This window comes from Sphingobium sp. TomTYG65 (assembly GCF_055395525.1).
On record NZ_AP027331.1, the window covers coordinates 707,802 to 730,416 of the forward strand.

Here is a 22,615-nt window from a genome sequence, read left to right on the forward strand (position 1 = left end):
CGTCCCCTCCCCTGAAGGGGAGGGGCTTAAATGAGAGTTCCGCGATCTCCCCGAGGTCGCGCGCCCTTCTTCACGCCATCGAGGAACAGACCGATGCGCCTATCCCGTTTCTTCATCGACCGGCCGATCTTCGCCGCGGTCATCGCGGTGGTCATCACCGTGGTCGGCGCGCTGGCCTTCATCGGCCTGCCCGTTTCCCAATATCCCAACATCGTGCCGCCCACGGTCACGGTGTCGGCGCAATATCCGGGCGCATCGGCCGAGACCGTCGCATCGACGGTCGCCGCGCCGATCGAGCAGGAAATCAATGGCGTCGATGACATGCTCTACCAGAGCAGCCAATCGACGGGCGACGGCAAGGTCACGATCACCGTCACCTTCAAGGTCGGCACCGATCTGGACGAGGCGCAGGTGCTGGTCCAGAACCGGGTGGCCGTCGCCATCCCCCGCCTGCCCGAAGAGGTGCAGCGGCTGGGCGTGGTCACGCGCAAGACGACGCCCGACTTCCTGATGGTCGTCAATCTTCAGTCGCCGAGCGGCACATTCGACCGCAATTACCTGTCCAACTATGCGCTGACGCAGGTACGGGACAGGCTGGCGCGGCTGGATGGCGTGGGCGATGTGCGCCTGTTCGGATCGCGCGACTATGCGATGCGGATCTGGATCGATCCCGATCGCGCAGCAGCGTTGAACCTGACCGCTGGCGAGATTGTGTCCGCGCTCCGCTCGCAGAATGTGCAGGTGTCCACCGGCGCGCTGGGCCAGCCGCCCTATGATAAGGGTGAAGCTTTCCAGCTGGGCGTCGAAATGCAGGGCCGCCTGACCGAGCCCAAGCAATTTGCCGACGTCGTCATCCGCACCGATGCGGATGGCCGCCAGGTGCGCGTCGGCGACGTTGCCCGCGTCGAGCTGGGCGCGCAGGATTATGGCATCAACACCTATCTGTCCGGCACGCCCACGGTCGTGATCGCGGTGATGCAGCGCCCCGGCTCCAACGCGCTGGACGCGGCGGAGAAGGTGAAGGCGGAGATGGACGAACTGTCCAAGACCTTCCCCAAGGGCCTGGAATATAGCGTCATCTACAACCCGACCGAGTTCATCAGCCAGTCGATCGATGCGGTCTATCACACGCTGTTCGAGGCGGTGGTACTGGTCGTCCTCGTCATCCTGATCTTCCTGCAGAACTGGCGCGCGGCGATCATTCCGATCATCGCGATCCCCGTGTCGCTGATCGGCACGGCGGCGGTGCTGGCTGCGCTGGGCTATTCGCTCAACAACCTGTCGCTGTTCGGACTTGTCCTCGCCATCGGCATCGTCGTCGATGACGCGATCGTCGTCGTCGAAAACGTCGAGCGGAACATCGAACATGGCATGTCTCCGCTGGAAGCGGCGCGCACGTCCATGGACGAGGTGTCGGCGGCGCTGGTCGCAATCGTGCTGGTTCTGTGCGCCGTGTTCGTGCCGACTTTGTTCATCACCGGCATTTCGGGCGCTTTCTACCAGCAGTTCGCGGTGACGATTTCGACCGCGACGGTGATCTCGCTGATCCTGTCGCTCACCCTGTCTCCTGCGGCTGCGGCCTTGCTGCTGAAGCCCAAGCATGGCGACCATGACCTGGACGATGCGCCGCGCTGGCGCAGGGTTGGCGCGCGGGCGGCGGCGGGCTTCAACCGCGGCTTTGACCGGATGAGCGCTGGCTATGCCCGGCTGACACGCTTCCTGGTGCTGCGGCCCAAGAAGATGCTGCTGACCTATGCGGGCTTGATCGCCGCGACCATCGCCCTGTTCTGGGTGACGCCGGGCGGGTTCGTGCCGTCGCAGGATCAGGGCTATTTCCTGGCCGTGGTGCAGCTGCCCTCCGGTGCGTCCTTGGAACGCACGGACAAGGTGACGAAGGAGGTTGCGCAGAAGCTGCTGCCCATCAAGGGGCTGCGCGGCGCGGTGATGTTCGCGGGCTTCCATGGCCCATCGCAGACGCAGGCGCCCAACAGCGCCGCCATCTACTTCCCGTTCAACAGCTTTGCGGAACGGCAGAAGGAAGGCGTCACCTATGCGGGGATCATGGAGCAGGCGCACAAGGCGGTTGCGGGTTATGAAAAGGCGCGCATCCTGCTGCTGCCGCCGCCGACCATTTCGGGGCTGGTGCCGCCGGGCGGTTTCCGCATGCTGGTGCAGGATAAGGAGGAGCGCGGCTATACCGAGCTGAACAAGGTCGCGCAGGACTTCATCGGTAAGGCGAACCAAGCCCCCGGCCTGTCCATGGTCTATACGCTGTTCGATAATGCGACCCCGCGCGTCTTTGCCGATGTCGATCGCCGCAAGGCCGACCTGCTCGGCGTGCCGCCGGAACGCGTGTTCGAAGCGATGCAGGTCTATCTGGGTTCGGCCTTCGTCAACGACTTCAACCTGCTGGGGCGCACCTATCGCGTGACCGCGCAGGCGGATGCCGACCATCGCGGGACCGTTGCGGATATCGCGAACCTCAAGACCCGTTCCAACAGCGGGCAGATGGTGCCGATCGGTTCGGTGTCCACCTTCGAGGACAAGACCGGGCCCTATCGGGTGGTGCGGTACAATATGCTCCCGGCGGTGGAGGTCGATGGCAATAACGCGCCGGGCTACAGCACCGGCCAGGCGCTGACTACGATGGAGAAGCTGGCCGACGAGAGCCTGCCCGAAGGCTATGCTAGGGAGTGGACGGGCGTCGCCTATCAGCAGGTGATGGCGGGCAATACCGCCGGCATCGTGTTCGGCATGGCGGTGTTCTTCGTCTTCCTGGTGCTGGCGGCGCAATATGAAAGCCTGACGCTGCCGCTGTCGATCATCCTGATCGTGCCGATGTGCCTGTTCGCGGCCATGCTGGGCGTGAATTTGCGGGGGATGGACAATAATATCCTGACGCAAATCGGGCTGGTCGTGCTGATCGCTCTGGCGGCGAAGAACGCCATTCTGGTGGTGGAATTCGCCAAGCAAGCGGAGGAAGAACAGGGCCTGTCGCCCGTCGAGGCGGCGGTTCAGGCGGCGCAGACCCGGCTTCGCCCGATCCTGATGACCAGCTTCGCGTTCATCCTGGGCGCGGTGCCTCTGGTGATCGCGAGCGGTGCGGGGGCGGAGTTGCGGCAGGCGCTGGGCACGGCCGTCTTCTTCGGCATGACCGGCGTGACGGCCTTCGGCCTGCTCTTCACCCCCACCTTCTACGTCGTGTGCCGCGCGCTGGGCGACCGCTTTTCCCGCAAGGGTAAGGGCGACGCCGCCGCCGCGCTGCAGCCCGCCGAATAGGAGTATATGAGATGATGAAGACCCTCCTCCCCCTGCTGCTTGGCGCATCGGCTTTGACCGCTTGCGCTGCGGGACCGGACTATAAGGCTCCGGCGACGCCCAGCACCGCTGCGGGCGCGTTCATCGGGGCGGCGAGCCCGGCGGTGAGCGTGGCGCAGCCTGACGAGAACTGGTGGCGGCTTTATAATGATCCGGTGCTCGACGGGCTGGTGCAGGATGCGTTGAAGGCGAACACCGACATTCGCGTGGCTGTCGCGCGGCTGGAAAAGGCACGGGCGGGGCTGCGTGGCGCGCGGTCGGACAGGTTGCCACAGACGAGCCTCAGCGCGCAGCCGACTTACGGCCGCGCGTCTGCTGCGCAGACTCTGCCTGGGGCTGATCGGGAGAACTGGACCGTCGATGCGGGGCTGAACGTCGCCTATGAGGTGGACCTGTTCGGGCGGGTGAAGCGCAGCATCGAGGCGGCGAAGGGTGATGTCAACGCGGCGGCGGGCGATGCAGATGCAGTGCGCGTGGCGGTGGTTGCGGATACGGCGCGGGCCTATGTGGATGCGACCAGTTCGGCCGAACGCATCGCGGTGGCGGAGCAGGTCGTGGCGCTGCTGGACAAGAGCATCCGCATCACCAATGCGCGGTTCGAGGTTGGGCGTTCCGATCGGCTGGATGTGATCCGAACGACGGCGCTGCGAGACCAGCAGGCCGCACTCATCCCCAGCCTGATCGCGGATCGGGACAGCGCGCTGTTCCGGCTGGCGACGCTGACCGGGCGGACGCCGCAGGAACTGCCCGCGATCGTTCGCGATCAGAAGGTGACGCCGGGCCTGACGCAACCCATTCCGGTGGGGGACGGGCGCGCCTTGCTCGCCCGGCGGCCTGATGTGCGGGCGGCGGAGCAGCGGCTGGCCGCAGACACGGCGCGGATCGGGGTGGCGACGGCGGATCTATATCCGCGCATCACGCTGGGTGGATCGATCGGCACGACGGCGATCGGTGGCGGCGACATATTGGGCGGCGGGCCGCTGCGCTGGCTGCTGGGGCCGCTGATCAACTGGGCCTTCCCCAACCAGGAAGCCAATCGCGCCCGCATCGCCGCTGCGAAAGCGGACGCCAGCGGGTCGCTCGCGGCGTTCGACGGGACGGTGCTGCGCGCATTGGAGGAGACGGAGACCGCGCTGTCGGTCTATGCCAACGCACTGGAACGGCGCGACACGTTGAAAGCCGCGCGCGAGTCCGCCGATCGCGCGGCGCGGATCAGCCTGGCGCGGCAGCGGGAGGGCAGGATCGACTTCCTGACCGTGCTGGATGCGCAGCGCACGCTGGCGGCGGCGGAAAGCGACCTCGCGGCCGCCGATCGGGCCGTGGCCTTTGCGCAGGTCGATCTGTTCAGGGCACTGGGTGGCGGCTGGACCGCCAGCAGCTGACGCCCTTCAAGCCCCCAAGGCGGCGGAGGTCCCTTTTCTCTTGCCGCCTGGGGTACGCCCGGGCACAGCTCTTATAACCGCCGCCAGAGCGGATAATGAATGGAGCGAGAGAGAGGATGGCCGCGTTGCAGGAGGAAGCAGAACCCGGTGCGCATGCGCCCTATTCCGGAGGGGCGAGCGTCGTCGCCCTGGCGCTGGGCATCCCGATCCTCATCTCCATGCTCGCGCTGGCGATCGCGCCGGGCGTGTTGCAGATGGCGCAGGAATTTGGCGCGCTGACCGCCCAACTGGTGCTGACCCTGCCTGCGGTGGTGATGATCGTCGGCGCGGCTTTGGCGGGTTATCTGTCCGAACATTGGGGCCGGCGCGCGGTGATCGCGGCCTGTCTTGTCGTCTATGCGGTGGCGGGCGTCAGCGGTGGGCTGGCCCCCAGCCTGACGATGCTGGTCATCGCGCGCGTTGTCAGCGGCTTCGTGGGCGGGGTGCTGCTCACATCCGTCTATGCGGTGATCGGCGAATATTTTGAAGGCAGCAGGCGGGAGTCGATCCTGGGCTTCATGTCCACCGCCGCATCGATCGCCTCGCTCGCCCTGCTGGTCGTCATGGGCTATGTCGTCGAACGCTTTGGCTGGCGCGCGCCGTTCATGCTCTATGGCCTCAGCCTGCTGCTGCTTCCCTGCGCGCTCAAAGGATTGCACCGGGGCCTGTCAGCGGCGAGCATTTCGCTCAGTTGGCGGCCAGTGCTTCGCGGCTGGCCCTTCTACCTTCTGCTGACCAGCTACACGGTCGGCATGTATATGATGGTCATTCAGGGGCCGTTCCTGATGGCGGCAAAGGGCTTCACCGCCCCTTCGACCATCGGGCAGTTCATTGGCCTGTCCTCGCTCGTCGGCGCTTTATGCAGCGCCTTTTATGGGATGATGCGGCGCTGGCTGGGGTTCAGGCAGATGTTCATCCTGATTTCCCTCGCCATCGGCGTCGGCCTGCCGCTTGCCGCCTGGGCTCCGGCAGGCGGCTGGATCGTGCTTTCCATGATCGTCGTCGGGATCGGCATCGGCATCATAGAGCCGACCGTCGCTTCGGAACTGCTGCTGCGAACGCCCGAGCCACTGCATGATCGCGCGATGGGCGTGAATGTCGCGGCGATGTTCCTGGGCCAGTTCCTCAATCCGCTGCTGCTCGCCCCCGTTCGGGAGGCCTATGGGATCGCCTTCGCCTTTACAGCGGTGGGTGTCGTCTATCTGCTGGCGGCGGGCCTGTTCGCCGCCAGCCTGGGTCGTCGGCCCGCTCCGCTCCGGGCCGACGCCTGACGAGCTAATTCAAACCCCGAAGCCGCCCGACACGGATATATGCTGCCCGGTCACATAGGCGGCTTCGTTGGACGCGAAGAATACGCAGGCATGGCCGATTTCCTCCGCCGTGCCCCAGCGTTTCAGGCAGAGAAGGCGATGGGTGTTGTCCACCCACCGCTGATCAATCTGCCCGAGGCGGCTGAGCTCATGAAGCTGTCCCGCGTCGATCACCCCGACCAGGACGGAGTTGGCGCGGATGCCATAGCGGCCTTCTTCCTTGGCGATGCCCTTCACCAATTGCTCGTTCGATGCCTTGACCGCGACGGACATGCCATCGCGTGACGGCCACCAGTCATGCCCGGCGGACCCAAGCGTCACGAAACTGCCGCCGCCCTGTTCGCGCATATGCGGCACCACCGCCTGAACCACGGCGAAGAAGCCATGGACTTCGACGTCGAACGCATGCCGCCATTCGTCCATCGGCGTGGAGCTGAGATAACGCTGATTGACCAGCGGCCCGGCGGCCCACACGACGGTATGTATGCGGCCATGTTCGGCGATCGCTTCATCGATGACGGCGCGAACGTCATTCAGGTCGGTCACATCGGCCTGATGGATGCTGACATGGCGGCCATGTTCCCGCGCCGCCGACGCCACCTCTCCCGCGCGCTTTTCATTGCCGCGATAGACGATGGCGATGTCGGAGCCCTGCTGCGCGAATATGCGCGAAATGCCGCTGCCGATGCCTCCGCTGCCGCCGAACAGCAGCGTGCAGCCTTTTTCAAATGTAGCCAAGAAACTCTCCCTATCTTGCCTTGCTGCGCCATTCCGACGTCAGCTCTCCAATGTCGAACGGCCGCACCATCATCAGCACGCCGCTCCATTCGCGGCCTTCCAGCCGCGCGGCTTCCTCCTGCTCGCCGATCACATGAATGTCGTCGCGCAGCGCCTCGAACAGAGCATGCACCCTGGCCCTCCCGGCCTCGCTCAACGACACCATGTCGGACATGTAAAGCGCCTCGGGCGATCCGAAATCCAGCGACATGAAGAGCGGCTTCACCGTCCGTTCGAACGCCATGGACAAGGGACCGCCGCGCCGCCAGCGCACCGCGCGCCGCATCTTTGACCGGATGCGCCCCCGCGCAGGCGCTTCAATCAGGCTTAGCCGTTTAAGGCGCTCCAGATGGCTTTCCAATCGGTCGGCGGGCAGGCCGAACTCCTGTTCGAGATCCTGCCGCTGCGCGCCGTGGAGGATGGCGAAGAAGACCAGCGCCAGGCCCCGGTCTGCGGCCAGAACCCGCTCCTGCGCCAGGGTGAAGCTTTCCTGCTGATCATCGCCGCGACCCACCAGATCGCGCATGTCGAGATCGGCGATCGCGCAAATCTCGTCCAGCCGGTCGAGCGTCAGCCCCTCACCCCGCAGCCATCGCCATATGGTCGGTTCCGCCACCTCCATCTGTCTGGCGAGACTAGCCACCCGGATCCCCCTTGCCTTCAATTCCCGCCTCAGTTCGAGCAGGATGGTAGCGATGCCGGGACGGCGCGTCTGTGGCATTTTTCAGGAGCCTATCTTTTGGTGATCGGGTGCGATCATATCATGATAGTACAATTCAGAAGCAGATTGCACTGCTTTCAACGGACAGGCAGTTTCCCCCCACAGATTGGCTGAGCGATGCAGCCATTTTAGGAGAGGGTTATGGCGACCACCGCTGAATATAATCTGGGCGAATTCACCTTCCCGCGCGGCTGGCTGATGGTGGCGCGCGCGTCCGATGTGACCGGATCGCCGACCGCATTGCGGATGCTGGGCCGGGAATTGGTCATCTATCGCGGCGAGTCCGGCCGGATCGTGCTGCTCGACGCCTATTGCCCGCACATGCAGGCGCATCTGGCGGCGGAGCAGACATCCGGCGCGGCGGCCCACAGGATCGAAGGGGATTCCATCCGCTGCCCCTATCATAGCTGGCGGTTCGGTCCTGACGGCAAGTGCGACCATATCCCCTATTATGACGGCAAGATCCCGCCCGCCGCCAAGGTGCGCGCCTATCCGGTCGAAGAGCGTTTCGGCTGCGTCTTCGCCTGGCATGATCCGGAGGAAGGCGCGCCTGACTATGCGCTGCCCGCCCTGCCCGAATGGGATGATCCGCAGTGGATGCGCGGGGAGTATGACGACCTCGGCATGCTGAACGTCCATCCGCAGGAGATACTCGACAATCTGGTCGATACCCGGCACTTTGGGCCGATCCATGGGCAGAAGCTCGCCTATTTCGACTCGGTGTTCGAAGGGCCGATCGGCAAGCAGATTTCCGGCGGCGGGCATGAAACCCTGACCAGTGAAAGCGGGGTGCTGGACGTCGATGCCTTCTACACTGGCCCTGGCATCCTGGTCGCTCGCTATTCGGGCGAGACGGACGCTGTCCAGATCATCTGCCATACGCCCAAGGAAGATGGCGTGACGCAGGTTTGGCACAGCATCGTGACGCGCGCGCTCAACACGCCGCCGACTGCCGAGGACGCCGAACTGCGCACGCAATATCATGCGGCGGGTCTGGCCGCCTTCTCCCAGGATTTCGCGATCTGGCGCACCAAGGGCCCCGCCTTCAACATCCTGCGCCTGCCCACCGACGGCCCCTTCCACCGCAGCCGGGCTTGGTATCGCCAATTCTATAATCCGCGCGACAAGGCGGCGGAGTTTCAAGCGCGCGCCAATGGGGTGCATCATACCAGCGGCATGGCGCCCGCACCCCATTTGCAGGCCGCCGAATAAGCGAACGGATAACGTAAGAAAGGAAGAGAATGAGCAGGGCATTTCCTGAAGGTGCTGTCGCCGTGTTTGGCGGCAGTGGGGGGATCGGCAAGGGCGTCGCGCTGGAATTCGCCAAGGCGGGCACGGACGTCGCGATCTTCTACCGTTCCAAGAAGGACAGCGCGGAAGCGGCGGCCGAAGAAGTCCGCGAGCTGGGCCGCAAGGCGAGCATCCATCAGGCCGACGCGCGCAACTACGAAGAATTGGAAGCCGGCTTCGGCAGCGCGGTGGAGGCGCATGGCCGCGTTCACAGCATCGTTTGGGGCGCTGGCCCCATCGTGGCGCAGGTCAACATCGCCGACTGGTCGCTGGAACAGTTCCGCGCGTCGATGGAGATCGAGGCGTTCGGCTTTTACTATGCCGTCCGCATCGCCATCCCGCATTTCCGGGCGAAGGGCGGCGGCTCCTTCGTCCATTTGGGGTCGGCGGGCCATGACTGGTGGCCGCATCTCGACGGCCTGTCCGTCGCGCCCAAGGCGTGCAATGAATCGCTGATCAAGGGCATCGCCAAGGAAGAGGGCGTGCACGAAATCCGCGCCAATAGCGTGCTGGTGGGCGTGATCGACGCGGGCCAGTTCAAGGTCGGCCAGCAGGAAGGCTATTTCGACGCCGAGTGGGAACGCAACGTCAAGGCGATGCTGCCCATCAAGCGCTGGGGCCTGGCCGAAGATATCGGCAAGGCGGCCGTGTTCCTGGCGTCGGACGACGCCAATTACGTCACGGGCCAGACGATCTCGGTCGCCGGAGGCTTCGGTGTCTGACGTGGCAAATGGGGGTGGATCGATCCATCCCCATGGCTTTTCGATAGACGAGGTGCGCGATCGCGTGGCGCTCCAGCACCTCGTCACCGCTTACGGCCATGGCATCGACCGGCGCGACTATCGCCTGCTGAGGTCGCTCTACCATGAGGACGCGATCGACGATCACAGTCCCTATTATTGCGGACCGGCGAGCGGCTTCATCGACTGGTTGCCGGAGATGCTGGCGACCTGGGCCGCAACATCCCACGCGATGCTGAACATGCTGTTCCTGCTGGACGGCGACCGCGCGGAGGGCGTCATCACCGCCCGTGCCTGGCATCTGACGGCGGATGGAAGCCGCGAGTTCATCGCCTGGGGCCGCTATGCCGACCGCTATGAAAAGCGCGACGGCGTCTGGCGCTTCGCACACCGCTTCTTCATCCTCGATTCTACCGAGGAACGGGCGGTGGAGCCGCAGGACAGTTTCGGCACTGAAGGGGTCGAGACGGGCCGGGCAGGTGCGGACGATCCGCTATACCGCCGACTGCCGATGTTCAGCGTCGATCGTCGGCAGGATTGAGGCCGATCAGCTTGTCGCGCCGCCGGAAGACAGGTGCGCGCTGATGCCGTTCAGGAATATGCCGGTCACCAGCCTGGCATGATCGGCCATTTCCTGATCCGTCATGGGATCGCCGCCGAACAGCAGGCGGCGTTGCCATTCCCCGAAGGCCATGACGACATATTGCTTGGCGAGGCTGCGGCTTTGGGACGGGGCGACGCCTTCGGCTTCCAGCAATTCGGCGACGGGGCTGACCTGATGCCGTTCGAACTGGAATCGGGCGATCTGCCGCAGTTCGTCAAACTCGCCGCTTTCCCGGTAGATGAGGCGCGCGATGCGCGTGCTGCGGGTGGTGCATAGCTGCCGCTGCATTTCGGTGGCGTAGGTGATGAGCTGCGTATGCAGGTCGCCCTTCAAATCCGGCAGTTCCGGCCGGATCTGCGCACCGGAATGTTCAAGGCAGGCTTCGAACAGCGCGAGCTTGTCGGGGAAGTGATTGTAGAGCGTGCGGCTCGACACCTGCGCCTTTTCCGCAATGTCGCGCAGCGACGCGGCATGAAATCCGGTCCGTGCAAATTCGTTGAGCGCCACGAGGATCAGGTTGTTGCGCTTCTGTTCGGCCACCTCTGGCGTTGGGCGGCCTGCCCGCCTTTTGATGCTCTGTCCGTCCATATTCTGCCTCGATGCGCAGCAAAGGCGTAAATAGCAAGCCCGACCGCTGTTGACCAATTACACATGTAAGTGTAATTCGATGACATCGAGTCTGCGAACAAGCAAAATAGGAGAGACAGGATGCACGCACCGGCCATGAATGCGCATTCGAAGATCGACGCCGCGATCGACGCGCTTGACCCCACCATGGCGCTGATGGCGCTGATCCAGATCACCGGCGACCGTACGTTGCTGCACCACTATTGGGACGCGATCGACGGGCGGCAGGAAGAACTGATCGAGACGTTCGTCGATATTCATGCGCATGAAGAGCGACCGACGATCGATCCTGCTGTAGCCAACGAAATCCGCGAACGGCTACGCGCGGCGGTGAAGGCGGAAAAGCCAGCCGTCATGCCGCAGATCGACATGCCGATGTTCCGCAGGATGAGCCGGCTGCTGCTGGGCAAGGATCTGCCGGAAATGTCGGTGGACGTCGCTTTCCAACATGCCGGCTTCACCACCGATACGCGCGTGCGCAAGGCTACGGACGTGCCTCCGGCCGATTTCAAAGTGCTGGTCGTGGGCGCAGGCATGATGGGCATCAACGCCGCGATCAAGCTGCAGCAGGCGGGTTTCGATTACACGGTGCTGGAGGCGCTGGACAAGGTCGGCGGTAACTGGCTGACCAACACCTATCCGGGGGCTGCGGTCGATACGCCGAGCCGCATCTATTCCTTCTCCTTCGAACCCAATGCGTCCTGGACCCAATTCTATCCGCGCGGTCCTGAATTCCTGTCTTACCTCGACCGCGTCACCGACAAATATAATCTGCGCGACCGTATCCAGTTCGGAACCTGGGTCGAAGGCGCGGAGTGGGACGAGGCGCGCAAGATCTGGACCGTGAAGGCGGTACGGAACGGCAAGGCCGAAACCTATGAGTGCAACGTGCTCATCATGGCAGTGGGGCCGAACAACAATCCCAACTATCCGAAGGTCAAGAATCTGGACTCGTTCAAGGGTCCGGTGATCCACTCCGCCGCCTGGGATCATAGCGTCGACCTCACCGGCAAGAAGGTCGTGCTGGTCGGCACCGGCTGTTCGGGCGTGCAGGTCGCGACCGCGATCGCCGACAAGGTGGGTGAGCTGATCATCGTCCAGCGCCAGCCGGAACATATCATCCCCAATCCGCAGGCCCATGCGCCCGTGGGCGAACTGGAACGCTGGGCGATGGAATATATCCCCTTCATCGCGCAGTGGAAGCGGCTGCAGAGCCTGCACAGCCAGATGCGCGACATGCACGGCATGATCATGAAGGACGAGGAATATGCCGCAAAGACTGGCGGCTTCGGTCCGATCAACGACGGCATGCGAATGATGTGCGAAGGCTATCTGAAGAGCCATTTCCCCGACAATCCGGAAATGGTCGAACTGCTGACGCCCAATTTCCCGGTTTTCGCCAAGCGCCCGATCCTGGATTGCGGCTTTTACGACACGCTCAAGAAGCCCAATGTTTCGATCGTGCGCGGCGAACTGGCGGAGGCTGATGCGGACGCGGTGATCCTGAGCGATGGCACCCGCATCGAATGCGACGTGTTGCTGCTATCGACCGGCTATGAACTGCATTTCGGGCGGCAGTTCGACATTCGCGGGACCGGCGGCAAGACGCTGAACGACGCGTTCGATCCGCACCCCTTCTCCTATGAAGGCATGCTGATCACGGGCTTTCCGAACTTCGTGTTCATGGGCGCGCCCTACAGCTATCTGGTCGCCAATCATGCCGTCGTCAGTGAGCAGCAGGTCCATTATATCGTCGAACTGCTGCAATGGATGGTGGACGATCATCTGTCGTCCTTTGACGTCTCGCAGGAGGCGACGCAGGCATTCATCGACGATGTCGATACGAACCTGGCGAAGACCGCATGGGTTCAGTGCGGCAGCGCCCATGGCTATTATCGCGACAAGGGCGCGCATGGGCAGAAGAAGGTGATCCTGGCCATCCCCCGCCATAATTCGCGCATCTGGCACGATCTGCGTAGTCCACGCGAAGAGGATTTCAACGTCACGCGCAAGGACGGGGACGCCCCGGTTGCGCAGCGCGACATGGAAATGCTGACGATCTGACCAAGAACGTCATCCACGCACAAAGAGAGAAAGAGGAAGCACAATGGCTGATCAGATTGCCCCCGCATCCAATCATGGAATGTCCTACATCTTCGCGAAGACTTTCGTGCATGACCTGGACGCCATGGCGAAATTCTACGAAGCGGTGCTGGGGGTCGTTCCCAACAATCGTCACAAGGACAAGATGCTGGGCCGGGAGATCGACGAGATCACCTATCGCCCATCCTATGCGGGCGGCCCGGCGCTGACTCTGATCAAATATCTGGATTCGACCGGCCCATCGGCGAATGAAGCGGTGCAGGGATTCCTTTCGCAGGATCTTGAGGCGACCGTCGAGCGGGCGCTGGCCGCCGGGGGCAGCGTGCCTGAACCCATTCGCGAAATACCCGACTTCGGCATTCGGGTCGTCTTCATTCTCGACCCCGAGGGGCATGTGAATGAAGTCGTCCAGATGCTATCCTGATCCTTATCCTTCATCCGGAGACTTAAGATGCTTCGTGATCTTGCCGAGAAATTCCGTCCCGTCGCTCCACCGCAGCTGATCGACGACGCCTACAGCAGCGACCAGCATGCGCGGTTGTTGCAGGTGGTGCGGGACAATGGTCCCTGGCCGCTCATCATGGCCGAGAACTTCAAGACGCCCGAAGAGGTGATCGCCACGACTTCAGGCGCGGGCAAGCAACTGCCCGAGGGCGTCAAGTTGACCTGGGACATGATCGGGCTCAATCCCGTGTTCCGCGGCTATCTGGCGCGCGGGGGCACCTGCTTCTATCCCGAGGTCGAGGATTGCTATTATAATTCGCGCTTCCTGGAACTCGTCCGCAATTATTGGAACTGCCAATATGCGGAGCCGGAGACTTTCCTGTTCAACATCCAGGGGCCGACGCCCATCGGCGGACCGCCGCATCTGGACGGGACGGTGTTCCGCGGCCTGACGATGGAAAATACGCCGCTCTGGCTGCTGCTGACCATGGCGAAGTCCTGCCTGTTCGATCGCTGGCGGTCGAAGAAGGGGCAGGTCATCGCCTGGTATTACAAGGGCAAGATCGGCGGCGGCTTCAACTGCTGGCCCAATGGGCCGAGCGGCGAGCCGTTCCAGATCAACGCGCCCATGTGGGGCCGCGCGGTGGTGGTCGAGAATGAAATGATGTTCCACCATGGCCAGGCAACCGGCCCGTCCGCGCTGCGCAAGCCGCAGGGCCTGGACATCAGCTCAACCTTCGGCGCCGATCCGCAGGACCCGACCGGATGGCAGATCGAAACCTTTGGCAAGGTCAACCAGAAGGTGCCCGAGCAGGAGATGCGCTTCCTGGTCCATTGGGGCGCGCGGCTGTTCAAGGACATGGATGATTTCAAGCTGACCTACGACCACCGCGACGACATCACGCATGACATGGCGATCAACATGCTGATCGACGACATGAAGAAGCGCGGCGTGCAGTTTGAAGTGCCGACCGATCCGATGAACGACAATGGTTTCGTGGGCCTGCTCGCCCGCGCCTATGACATTGGCGGTCCTGCCAACATCCCGGCCGACGCGATGGACGAGGCGGCCTGATAGACGAAATCCCACCGCGGGCGCCAAAATCCAGGGGCGCTCGCGGCAGGTAAGATGGGCGGGTCCGGTCGTCAGGCAGCGAACTGGTTCATGGTGTTGTGAACGCCGCCCGCCTTGAGCGCGGCTTCACCGGCGAAATATTCCTTATGATCATCGCCAATGTCTGAGCCCGACATATTCTGGTGCTTCACGCAGGCAATGCCATCACGAATTTCCGTGCGCTGGACCCCGGCGACATAGCCTAGCATCCCCGCCTCCCCGAAATAATCGCGGGCGAGCGCATCGGTGCTGAGCGCCGCAGTGTGGTAGGTCGGCAGCGTGATCAGGTGGTGGAAGATGCCAGCCCGCGCCGACGCATCCTTTTGGAAGGTGCGGATCTTCTCGTCCGCTTCGGCGGCGAGTTCGGTCTGGTCATATTCCACGCTCATCAGCCGGGCGCGGTCATAGGCTTCGACATTCCTGCCTTCGGCGGACCAGCGGTCGTAAACCTGCTGACGGAAGTTGAGCGTCCAGTTGAAGGACGGGGAATTATTATAGACCAGCTTCGCGTTCGGGATGACTTGCCGGATGCGGTCCACCATCGATGCGATCTGATCGATATGCGGCTTCTCCGTCTCGATCCACAGCAGGTCCGCGCCATTCTGCAATGAGGTGATGCAGTCGAGCACGCAGCGGTCAGCGCCGGTGCCTTCGCGGAACTGATAGAGGTTGGAGGGGAGCCGCTTGGGCCGCATCATCTGGCCGTCGCGGACGATCAGCACATCGCCTTCCCTCGCCGCTCCGCTGGTGACGGGCTCGCAATCGAGGAAGCTGTTATATTGGTCGCCCAGATCTCCTTTTTCCCGGACGAAGGCGATCTGCTTGGTCAGGCCCGCGCCCAGCGAGTCAGTGCGGGCGACGATGATGCCGTCTTCGACCCCCATTTCCAGGAAAGCGTAACGGCAGGCGCGGATCTTCGCCAGAAAGTCCTCGTGCGGGACGGTGACCTTGCCGTCCTGGTGGCCGCACTGCTTTTCATCGGAAACCTGATTTTCGATCTGCAACGCGCAGGCGCCCGCCTCGATCATCTTCTTGGCGAGCAGGTACGTCGCCTCGGCATTGCCGAAGCCCGCATCTATGTCCGCGATGATCGGGACAACATGGGTTTCATAATTGTCGATCGCATGGGACAGGCGCTGAGCCTCGACTGCGTTGCCGCTATCCCGCGCCCGGTCGAGATCGCGGAACAGGAGGCTCAGCTCCCGCGCGTCCGCCTGTTTGAGGAAGGTGTAAAGCTCGTTGATAAGGGCCGGCACGCTCGTCTTTTCGTGCATCGACTGGTCGGGCAGCGGGCCGAACTCACTGCGCAGCGCAGCGACCATCCATCCCGACAGATAGAGATATTTGCCCTTGGTCGAGCCGAAATGCTTCTTGATGCTGATCATCTTCTGCTGGCCGATGAAGCCGTGCCAACAGCCGAGCGACTGGGTGTAAGCGGAAGGATCGGCATCATAGGCGGCCATGTCCCGGCGCATGATCCCGGCGGTATAACGAGCGATGTCGAGCCCGGTCCTGAAGCGGTTCTGCAACCGCATGCGTGTCACGGCTTGCGCGTCTATCGCGCTCCAGGGCGCGCCATTGCCCTTGATCATCTCCGCCGCCGCAGCGACGTCACCCTGATAAGTCATTCGCTTTTCCTCCCGACCGATCTTGAATTCAACCCCTCTCGCTGGGCGCGACGCGGCCCAGGCGATGATAGAGATGGGCGAATTTGATCGAGGCGGGCTGGTCCCGGACCTCATTCAGATAATGGGCGACCGCTTCGCGAAGCAGCGAGAAATCCTCCGTCGAAAAGACCGCACGTGCGCGCTGTTGTTCATTGTTCATGTCCATGTCTCCTGTCATCGCTTCAGTTCGCTGAAGCCTATGGAGCGGTAGTGCCGCATATGCGCAGGGCGCGGAATGGCTATGAGAGCCGCAAAGTCACAATTGACATTGAACATGTTGTGAAGTTTTGACAGAATGTCTTTCATGAAGACAGCCGCCGAACGGAAACTCTATCTCGGTCCCAAGCTGCGGCTGCTGCGCCGCGAGCTGGGCCTCAATCAGTCGCAAATGGCGGAGGAATTGGGCGTCAGTCCCAGTTATCTCAATCATCTGGAGCGCAACCAGCGGCCCCTGTCCGCCCAGATGCTGTTGCGGTTCGCCCAGACCTATGACCTGGACATTCGCGAATTCGTGTCAGGGACGTTGCCCGATGCGGCGAGCGGACTGATGGAAATCTTCTCCGACGCGCTGCTCCGCGACATCGGCGTTCCGCGCGACGAGGTGAACGAGATCGCGGAAAATTACCCCGGCGCGACGGAAGCGATCACGCGGCTCTATCGCGCGATCACGGATTTGCGGCGCTTGCCCGAAGCGATCAATCAGGCGGGCGGCCATTCCCGGACCAGCAGCGCGATCGATTGGCTGCGGGATTTCGTGCATGAGAACAGCAATCACTTCTCCGCGATCGACGCTGCGGCGGAAACGATCGCGGGCGCTTTGCCTGACGAGCCTGCCGAATTGTTCGTCGCCTTGCGGCAGCGGCTGGAACGGGATCATGCCGTTTCGACGCGCATCGTAAATGATAAGGCGATGGCGGGAGGGCGGCGTTTCTATGACTTCCACAGGCGGCGGCTGATGATTTCCGACCGGCTGCCCGCGTCGGGGCGCCTCTTCGCCGCCGCATTCCAGATCAGCATGATCGAGATGGAAAAGCCCATAGCGGACATCATCGAGCGGAGTGCGCCCGACGGCGAGACGCGCCCGCTGTTGCGCACGATGCTGACCAACTATGCCGCCGCTGCGCTGATCATGCCCTACGCCCGTTTCCTGAGCGCGGCGGAGGAAAGCCGCTATGACATGGACCTGTTGCAGCGTCGTTTCGGGGCGTCCTACGAGCAGACCGCGCACCGGCTGACGACTCTGGCCCGCAGTGGAGAGCGGGGCGTGCCCTTTTTCCTGCTGAAGGTGGATATCGCGGGGACCATTTCGAAGCGCTTCGCGGGGGAGGGCATGCCGCTGGCGCAATTTGGCGGCGGTTGCCCGCGCTGGAACGCCTGGCGTGCGTTTCATATGCCCGAGCGCAGCGTGGCCGATATCGTCGAAATGCCGGACGGTGAGCGCTACATGACTTTCACGCGAGCCGTGCCCCATTCGCTCGATCCGCAGGCCAAGTCGGTCCAGGCGATCGCGCTTGGCTGTCATGTGAAGCATGCTGCGCGCCTCATGGCTGCCGACATGCTGCCGGATCAGCCGAACCTGATCGGCCCGGCCTGTCACATCTGCCCGCGCGTAGCGTGCCCTGACCGCGCCTTGCCGCCGATCACCCGGTCGCTCGCGGTCAGCCAGTATCAGAGGGGGCCGACGCCCTACCCCTTTCAGCAGGTTTGAGGCGAAGGGTAGTCACCAGACCTTTTCCGTAACAGGCTGGCCGTTGGTCGAACGAATGTCCGGAACCATGTAGCTCGCCGACGCTTCCTCTGTCCGGGTTCGCAAGCCGATCACGCCAAGGAGGCTGTCCATGCCGACGAAGATTTCCAGATTTCAGATTGACGGTAGCGGCGAAGATTATCTGCTGACGTTCGAAACAGAGGACGGCAACTCCATCGAGTTGGCCGCCAGTTATGAGCAGCTGGACCTGATCGCTGAAGCCATCGACGCCCAGTTGGACAGCGACGAAGAGGATGCGTTGGGCGTGGATGCTGAAGAGGACTGATCATGAGCCAGACGATCGAAAAACGGTTCGCAACGCGGGCGGAGGCGGACAGCGCCGTCGAATTGCTGGTCCAGGAACATGGGGTTGAGCGAAGCGACATCTTCATCGCCGCTGACGGACCGGAAAACAGCGTGGGCGAAGATGTGAGCGGAGGAGACGCGCCTGCTCCGCTAGAAGAGGGGCGAGAGGACGCGCCGCTCAATTCGCCGGTCCTTGTGTCTGTGGACGTCAATGATGATGCGAAGGCGCCCACCATCGAAGCCGTGCTGGCGGAACGCTCAGGCTACTAACCTGCCAGCGGAGGTCATCATGGTTTTAGGATCCGCAATCTTTCTTCGGGATTGATGTCGTTCTGCAGATAATTTGGGTTAAACTCTCCGGCCGCCGTCAATCCGGCCCAATCCTCAACGACGACCTCCCTTCGGCGCACATCGACAAGCCCGTCTTCACGAAGGGACCGCAATATGCGGTTCACATGGACGCTCGTCAGTCCTGTCGCGTCCGCGATCTGCATTTGTGTGACCAGGAAAGGAAAGGTGAAGGAATCCTGATCGACCGGTGCGTTCAGCCTTACCGCCATTTCGCACAACAGGTGGGCGATCCGGATTCTGGCCTGACAGCGTCCGACATTGACCACCCATTGCGAAAGGATGGCGGCGTCCACCATGCAGTCCCGCCACAACGCCTCGGCCAAGGCAGGGTGCTGCGCGGTAGCTGCGCGAACGGCGCTATGGGGAATGCTCAAGATGGTGGCGACGGACAGCGCCTGGAGCGCGGACGTCGCTTGCGGCTGAACGACGGAATGGAGGTTGGCCATGTCGCCGGGAATGTGGATCGCCGTGATCTGCCGCGATCCTTCGGAATTCTGATCGAAGCGCCCGACCATGCCGGAGACGATCAAACTCACATGATCGACGGTTTCGCCCAGCCCGACAAAGTCGTTGTTGGCATGGACCTGAGATGCATGGGTGGGCAGGCTGAGGATCGCCTGCTGTTCCTGCCGCGTCAGCACTGAACGACAGGTAAGCCGTTCAAGAAACGGCTGAAGATTTCTTCCTTCGGAGCGGAGCATGGCTTGCGTCCATCTTCGCAAGCGGGAGCACATATCCACTCTCAGCCACCGGAGCCTGCGGCAAATTAACCGGTGATAAGACCTCAATAACCTGGATGAACAAAAGTTGCAGCGAAATCTGACTCACATGGATCAAGACATCTTGATTGGGGCACATGCGGACGCGGCCGATATCTTCGCCGGGAGGGAAACTCGGCCGATCCCAATGGGTTTGCTCGTGGAAGAACCACATCCGTTTTAGGCGGCATTTGGAGAGCAGTGAATGAATATCGCCTGGGTTGCTACCCGGCTGGCGGATGTGATGGAGGACGGCAACCTCCTTTATCTGGCCGATGACGATCAACAGGCCGAACGGCTGGCTGCAGCGCTGTCTGCCTTGATGCCTGACACTCAGGTCATATTCCTGCCCTCCAGCGACACATTGCCGGGCGACAGCGCGCCAGCATCCCCGGCCAATGTGGGTCAGCGGATCGCGGCGCTGCACCTGTTGCGCTGCACGGCCGAGGCATCCAACCCGGTCGTCCTGGTCATGAGCGGCGAAGCGGCTGCGCGGGGCTATCCGCCGCCGCACGCCTTCGATATTTCCCCGCCCACGCTTCGCCTTGGCGATCCGCTGACGCTGGCCGAACTGGCGGATCAGCTGACGGAAATCGGCTATTTTCCGGACGACCGGGTCGATGAGCCCGGCGAGATGGCGATCCGGGGCGAAGTTGCCGATATCTTTCCCGCCGACGCGGGAACGCCGGTTCGGGTCGAACTGGCGGAAGGCAAAGTGGCGAGCCTGCGCGCCTATGATCCCATCAGCCAGCGGACCATCGAGGAGCTGGAGTGCATCGCGATTGGCCGAGCGGCGGAACCGTCGGCGGACCAGCTGGTCACGATCCTTGCCCATCTGCGGGCTGGGAAGGTCGGCTATTCGGCGAAGGCGGAAAAGCGCCGCCAGCGCTTCCTTGCCCTGGCCGCCGAGGCGAAGGGACGGGATGACCGCGCGCCTCAAGAAGAGTGGGACGAGGCGCTGGCACAATGGGAGTTGGTCACGCAGGACCCGCCAGGCGAAGTCCCGCGCTTTGCGGAGCAGCGGTCGCCGCTCGCCGCATTCGGGCGCTTCGCCCAGCCACTGCTGGAGGCGGGACGAGCGTTCATCCTGGCGGGCAGCGAGCGAGATTTGCGCTTCTTGCGAAGCAAGGTGCAGGCGAAATTGGGCAGGGAACTGGCCGAACTGTCGAACTGGCGGGAAGCGGTGGAACTACCCTCCGGCGGCGCGGGGATGATGCGGTTGCCTGCCGATGCGGGCTTTACCGATGACCGCCAATTGCTTGTTGCCGCCGCAGACCTGCTGGGCAGCCGTGCGCGCATCGAAGACGTGGCGGCGAGCGCCCTTCCCGCCTGGAATGATGCCGCGACGCAGGTCCAGCTGGGCGATGTCGTCGTTCATGAAGATCATGGCGTCGGCATCGCGCTGGGCCTGGAAATCGCGCCGGGAGAGGACGGCGCTGACACCGAGATGATCGCGATCGGCTATGCGGGCGGAACGCGGCGGCTCGTCCGCATCGCCGACGCGCATCGCATCTGGCGATATGGATCGGACCCGGACGCGGTGACGCTCGACAAGCTCGACAGCTCTTCATGGGAGAAACGCCGTGGCGAGATAGAGGCGGCCGTGGCGGACACCGCGCGGGGGCTTGCCGAAATGGCCAAGGCGCGTGCGGAGGCCAGCTCGCCCGAGATGATTCCGGATGATGCCGCCTATGAGCGGTTCGCGAGCGGTTTTCCCTTCAACGAAACGGCGGATCAGGCGCGAGCCATCGCTGCCGTCCGTGACGACATGGCGAGCGGGCGGCCGATGGACAGGCTGGTCGTCGGCGATGTCGGCTATGGCAAGACGGAGGTTGCCCTGCGCGCGGCAGCCATCGCGGCGCTCAGCGGGTATCAGACGATCGTCGCGGCACCGACGACCGTGCTGGTCCGCCAGCATCTGGAAAGCTTCACCGCACGGTTCAAGTCAGTCGGCATCAAGGTCGCAAGCCTTTCCCGCCTGTCGACGCCTGCCGAAAAGCGCGCGGTGAAGGCGGGGCTGGCGGACGGATCGATCAGCGTCGTCATCGGCACCGGCGCGGTGATGGGCAAGGGCGTCAGCTACGCGAAGCTGGGGCTAGTGGTGATCGATGAGGAGCAAAAATTCGGGGCGGCCGACAAGAAGAAGCTGCGCGGCTCTGCTGATATGCATCTGCTTGCGTTGAGCGCGACGCCGATCCCTCGGACGCTTCAGTCCGCCTTGGTCGGGCTGCAGCAGATATCGGTCATCGCAACGCCGCCCGCGCGCCGCCAGCCGATCCGCACCAGTCTGGGCAGCTTCGACGATGCCCGTGTGCGCACGGCGTTGATGCGGGAACATGGCCGTCGCGGCCAGAGCTTCGTCGTCGTGCCGCGTATCGAGGATATGGAGCCGCTGAAAGAGCGGTTGAACAGGCTGGCGCCCGACCTTTCGATCGTGATGGCTCATGGCAAGATGCCTGCCGCACAGATTGACGAGACGATGGTCGGTTTCGCCGATGGCAAGGGCGACGTCCTGCTCGCAACCAACATCATCGAGGCGGGGCTGGACGTGCCCCGCGCCAACACGATGATCGTTTGGCGGGCGGATCGGTTCGGCCTGGCGCAACTGCACCAGCTGCGCGGGCGTGTCGGACGGGGCAATCGCCGGGGACAGATATTGCTGCTGACCGACAAGGAAGGCGCGATCGCAGAGCGGACGGTGAAGCGGCTGCGGGCGCTCACCGCGTTCGACCGGTTGGGCGCGGGCTTCGAGATCAGCGCGCGCGATCTGGACATGCGGGGCGCGGGCGATCTGCTGGGTGACGCCCAGGCGGGGCATGTGAAGCTGATCGGAGTGGACCTTTACCAGCATATGCTGAGCGCCGCGATGCGACAGGCCCGCGGCGAGGAGGATGAGCGGTGGATGCCCGACATTCACGCAGGCGCTGAAGGCTATCTGCCCGAAGAATGGATACCGGACCCGTCCATCCGCCTCAGCCTCTACATTCGCCTGGCCCGTCTGACCGAGGCATCCGAGATCGACATTTTCGAAGAAGAATTGCTCGACCGCTTCGGAACCCTTCCCGAACCTGCGGAACGTCTGCTGGCGCAGGCGCGCTTGCGGTCTAGCGCGAAAGACGCGAAGATCATGCGCATCGATGTGGGCCACGCCGGCGTGGCGCTGACGCCCCATGCGGACAATGACGCGGATTTGTCGCAAGCTGGTCTGGAAGCCAAAAATGGCCGATGGCTGCTGCAGGCTCCGGCGGATGCTCAACCTCCGTTGGAGCGCGCGATCATGGTGCTGGACAGGGTTGCGGGCTAGGATAGGCGGACGA

At 63.2% G+C, this 22,615-nt stretch carries 19 protein-coding genes; 13 read left to right on the top strand and 6 right to left on the bottom strand.

Features of this window, described 5'->3' with window-relative positions; genetic code table 11:
* Positions 1-93: 93 nt before the first annotated feature.
* From ACZ5Y5_RS17075 to ACZ5Y5_RS17085, 3 genes are all read left to right on the top strand, one after another.
* Positions 94-3,279 (top strand): efflux RND transporter permease subunit, encoded by a 3,186-nt coding sequence (locus tag ACZ5Y5_RS17075; protein WP_464810619.1) that lies wholly within the window; start codon positions 94-96, stop codon positions 3,277-3,279.
* A gap of 11 nt (positions 3,280-3,290) precedes the next feature.
* On the top strand, positions 3,291-4,700 hold the full coding sequence (locus tag ACZ5Y5_RS17080) for an efflux transporter outer membrane subunit (protein WP_464810620.1): 1,410 nt from the start codon (positions 3,291-3,293) through the stop codon (positions 4,698-4,700).
* A gap of 116 nt (positions 4,701-4,816) precedes the next feature.
* Positions 4,817-6,010 carry an MFS transporter gene (locus ACZ5Y5_RS17085; protein ID WP_464810621.1) on the top strand — a complete coding sequence of 398 codons (1,194 nt, stop codon included), beginning with the start codon at positions 4,817-4,819 and terminating at the stop codon, positions 6,008-6,010.
* A gap of 9 nt (positions 6,011-6,019) precedes the next feature.
* Here ACZ5Y5_RS17085 and ACZ5Y5_RS17090 read toward each other — a convergent pair whose 3' ends face one another.
* Both ACZ5Y5_RS17090 and ACZ5Y5_RS17095 read right to left on the bottom strand, forming a co-directional pair.
* The gene (locus ACZ5Y5_RS17090; RefSeq protein ID WP_464810622.1) at positions 6,020-6,787 is read right to left on the bottom strand and encodes an SDR family NAD(P)-dependent oxidoreductase; all 768 of its coding nucleotides are present in this window, start codon (positions 6,785-6,787) and stop codon (positions 6,020-6,022) included.
* 10 nt (positions 6,788-6,797) lie between these two features.
* Entirely contained in the window at positions 6,798-7,547 is a 750-nt protein-coding gene (locus tag ACZ5Y5_RS17095; protein ID WP_464810623.1) for a helix-turn-helix domain-containing protein, read from the bottom strand.
* A gap of 141 nt (positions 7,548-7,688) precedes the next feature.
* Here ACZ5Y5_RS17095 and ACZ5Y5_RS17100 point away from each other — a divergent pair, with 141 nt between their 5' ends.
* From ACZ5Y5_RS17100 to ACZ5Y5_RS17110, 3 genes are read left to right on the top strand one after another with little or no spacing between them, the layout of a single operon-like run.
* Positions 7,689-8,759 (top strand): Rieske 2Fe-2S domain-containing protein, encoded by a 1,071-nt coding sequence (locus tag ACZ5Y5_RS17100; RefSeq protein WP_464810624.1) that lies wholly within the window; start codon positions 7,689-7,691, stop codon positions 8,757-8,759.
* A 29-nt stretch (positions 8,760-8,788) separates the two neighbouring features.
* Positions 8,789-9,559, top strand: a complete 771-nt coding sequence (locus ACZ5Y5_RS17105; protein ID WP_464810625.1) for an SDR family NAD(P)-dependent oxidoreductase — start codon at positions 8,789-8,791, stop codon at positions 9,557-9,559.
* A complete protein-coding gene (locus tag ACZ5Y5_RS17110) occupies positions 9,552-10,118 on the top strand; it encodes a nuclear transport factor 2 family protein (RefSeq protein WP_464810626.1) in 567 nt (188 codons plus the stop codon). The genes ACZ5Y5_RS17105 and ACZ5Y5_RS17110 overlap by 8 nt, the downstream gene beginning before the upstream one ends.
* A 6-nt stretch (positions 10,119-10,124) precedes the next feature.
* On the opposite strand, the gene ACZ5Y5_RS17115 is transcribed toward ACZ5Y5_RS17110, so the two are convergent.
* Entirely contained in the window at positions 10,125-10,769 is a 645-nt protein-coding gene (locus tag ACZ5Y5_RS17115) for a TetR/AcrR family transcriptional regulator (RefSeq protein ID WP_464810627.1), read from the bottom strand.
* Between the two features lie 135 nt (positions 10,770-10,904).
* Between ACZ5Y5_RS17115 and ACZ5Y5_RS17120 the strand changes: the two genes are divergently transcribed.
* The 3 genes from ACZ5Y5_RS17120 to ACZ5Y5_RS17130 are packed head-to-tail and all read left to right on the top strand — an operon-like array spanning position 10,905 to position 14,430.
* The gene (locus ACZ5Y5_RS17120) at positions 10,905-12,872 is read left to right on the top strand and encodes a flavin-containing monooxygenase (protein ID WP_464810628.1); all 1,968 of its coding nucleotides are present in this window, start codon (positions 10,905-10,907) and stop codon (positions 12,870-12,872) included.
* 43 nt (positions 12,873-12,915) lie between these two features.
* A complete protein-coding gene (locus tag ACZ5Y5_RS17125) occupies positions 12,916-13,335 on the top strand; it encodes a VOC family protein (protein ID WP_464810629.1) in 420 nt (139 codons plus the stop codon).
* Between the two features lie 27 nt (positions 13,336-13,362).
* Positions 13,363-14,430 (top strand): hypothetical protein, encoded by a 1,068-nt coding sequence (locus ACZ5Y5_RS17130; RefSeq protein ID WP_464810630.1) that lies wholly within the window; start codon positions 13,363-13,365, stop codon positions 14,428-14,430.
* Between the two features lie 71 nt (positions 14,431-14,501).
* On the opposite strand, the gene ACZ5Y5_RS17135 is transcribed toward ACZ5Y5_RS17130, so the two are convergent.
* A complete protein-coding gene (locus ACZ5Y5_RS17135; RefSeq protein WP_464810631.1) occupies positions 14,502-16,097 on the bottom strand; it encodes an isocitrate lyase in 1,596 nt (531 codons plus the stop codon).
* Positions 16,098-16,125: 28 nt separating this feature from the next.
* A complete protein-coding gene (locus ACZ5Y5_RS17140; protein ID WP_464810632.1) occupies positions 16,126-16,296 on the bottom strand; it encodes a hypothetical protein in 171 nt (56 codons plus the stop codon).
* A 144-nt stretch (positions 16,297-16,440) separates the two neighbouring features.
* Between ACZ5Y5_RS17140 and ACZ5Y5_RS17145 the strand changes: the two genes are divergently transcribed.
* From ACZ5Y5_RS17145 to ACZ5Y5_RS17155, 3 genes are all read left to right on the top strand, one after another.
* Positions 16,441-17,844: a helix-turn-helix domain-containing protein gene (locus tag ACZ5Y5_RS17145; protein ID WP_464810633.1), complete on the top strand. Its 1,404-nt coding sequence runs from the start codon at positions 16,441-16,443 to the stop codon at positions 17,842-17,844.
* 130 nt (positions 17,845-17,974) lie between these two features.
* Positions 17,975-18,169 (top strand): hypothetical protein, encoded by a 195-nt coding sequence (locus tag ACZ5Y5_RS17150; protein WP_464810634.1) that lies wholly within the window; start codon positions 17,975-17,977, stop codon positions 18,167-18,169.
* Positions 18,170-18,171: 2 nt separating this feature from the next.
* Entirely contained in the window at positions 18,172-18,459 is a 288-nt protein-coding gene (locus tag ACZ5Y5_RS17155) for a hypothetical protein (RefSeq protein WP_464810635.1), read from the top strand.
* 17 nt (positions 18,460-18,476) lie between these two features.
* Here ACZ5Y5_RS17155 and ACZ5Y5_RS17160 read toward each other — a convergent pair whose 3' ends face one another.
* Positions 18,477-19,181: a Crp/Fnr family transcriptional regulator gene (locus ACZ5Y5_RS17160; protein ID WP_464810636.1), complete on the bottom strand. Its 705-nt coding sequence runs from the start codon at positions 19,179-19,181 to the stop codon at positions 18,477-18,479.
* A gap of 322 nt (positions 19,182-19,503) precedes the next feature.
* On the opposite strand from ACZ5Y5_RS17160, the gene ACZ5Y5_RS17165 reads away from it, so the two are divergent.
* On the top strand, positions 19,504-22,602 hold the full coding sequence (locus ACZ5Y5_RS17165; protein WP_464810637.1) for a helicase-related protein: 3,099 nt from the start codon (positions 19,504-19,506) through the stop codon (positions 22,600-22,602).
* Positions 22,603-22,615 lie beyond the last annotated feature (13 nt).

Bases quoted from the DNA above. Each gene is read 5' to 3' on its own strand.
- ACZ5Y5_RS17075 (WP_464810619.1), top strand. From the start codon at position 94: ATGCGCCTATCCCGTTTCTTCATCGACCGGCCGATCTTCGCCGCGGTC.
- ACZ5Y5_RS17080 (WP_464810620.1), top strand. From the start codon at position 3,291: ATGATGAAGACCCTCCTCCCCCTGCTGCTTGGCGCATCGGCTTTGACC.
- ACZ5Y5_RS17085 (WP_464810621.1), top strand. From the start codon at position 4,817: ATGGCCGCGTTGCAGGAGGAAGCAGAACCCGGTGCGCATGCGCCCTAT.
- ACZ5Y5_RS17095 (WP_464810623.1), bottom strand. From the start codon at position 7,547: ATGCCACAGACGCGCCGTCCCGGCATCGCTACCATCCTGCTCGAACTG.
- ACZ5Y5_RS17100 (WP_464810624.1), top strand. From the start codon at position 7,689: ATGGCGACCACCGCTGAATATAATCTGGGCGAATTCACCTTCCCGCGC.
- ACZ5Y5_RS17105 (WP_464810625.1), top strand. From the start codon at position 8,789: ATGAGCAGGGCATTTCCTGAAGGTGCTGTCGCCGTGTTTGGCGGCAGT.
- ACZ5Y5_RS17115 (WP_464810627.1), bottom strand. From the start codon at position 10,769: ATGGACGGACAGAGCATCAAAAGGCGGGCAGGCCGCCCAACGCCAGAG.
- ACZ5Y5_RS17120 (WP_464810628.1), top strand. From the start codon at position 10,905: ATGAATGCGCATTCGAAGATCGACGCCGCGATCGACGCGCTTGACCCC.
- ACZ5Y5_RS17125 (WP_464810629.1), top strand. From the start codon at position 12,916: ATGGCTGATCAGATTGCCCCCGCATCCAATCATGGAATGTCCTACATC.
- ACZ5Y5_RS17130 (WP_464810630.1), top strand. From the start codon at position 13,363: ATGCTTCGTGATCTTGCCGAGAAATTCCGTCCCGTCGCTCCACCGCAG.
- ACZ5Y5_RS17135 (WP_464810631.1), bottom strand. From the start codon at position 16,097: ATGACTTATCAGGGTGACGTCGCTGCGGCGGCGGAGATGATCAAGGGC.
- ACZ5Y5_RS17140 (WP_464810632.1), bottom strand. From the start codon at position 16,296: ATGAACAATGAACAACAGCGCGCACGTGCGGTCTTTTCGACGGAGGAT.
- ACZ5Y5_RS17145 (WP_464810633.1), top strand. From the start codon at position 16,441: ATGAAGACAGCCGCCGAACGGAAACTCTATCTCGGTCCCAAGCTGCGG.
- ACZ5Y5_RS17150 (WP_464810634.1), top strand. From the start codon at position 17,975: ATGCCGACGAAGATTTCCAGATTTCAGATTGACGGTAGCGGCGAAGAT.
- ACZ5Y5_RS17155 (WP_464810635.1), top strand. From the start codon at position 18,172: ATGAGCCAGACGATCGAAAAACGGTTCGCAACGCGGGCGGAGGCGGAC.
- ACZ5Y5_RS17165 (WP_464810637.1), top strand. From the start codon at position 19,504: ATGAATATCGCCTGGGTTGCTACCCGGCTGGCGGATGTGATGGAGGAC.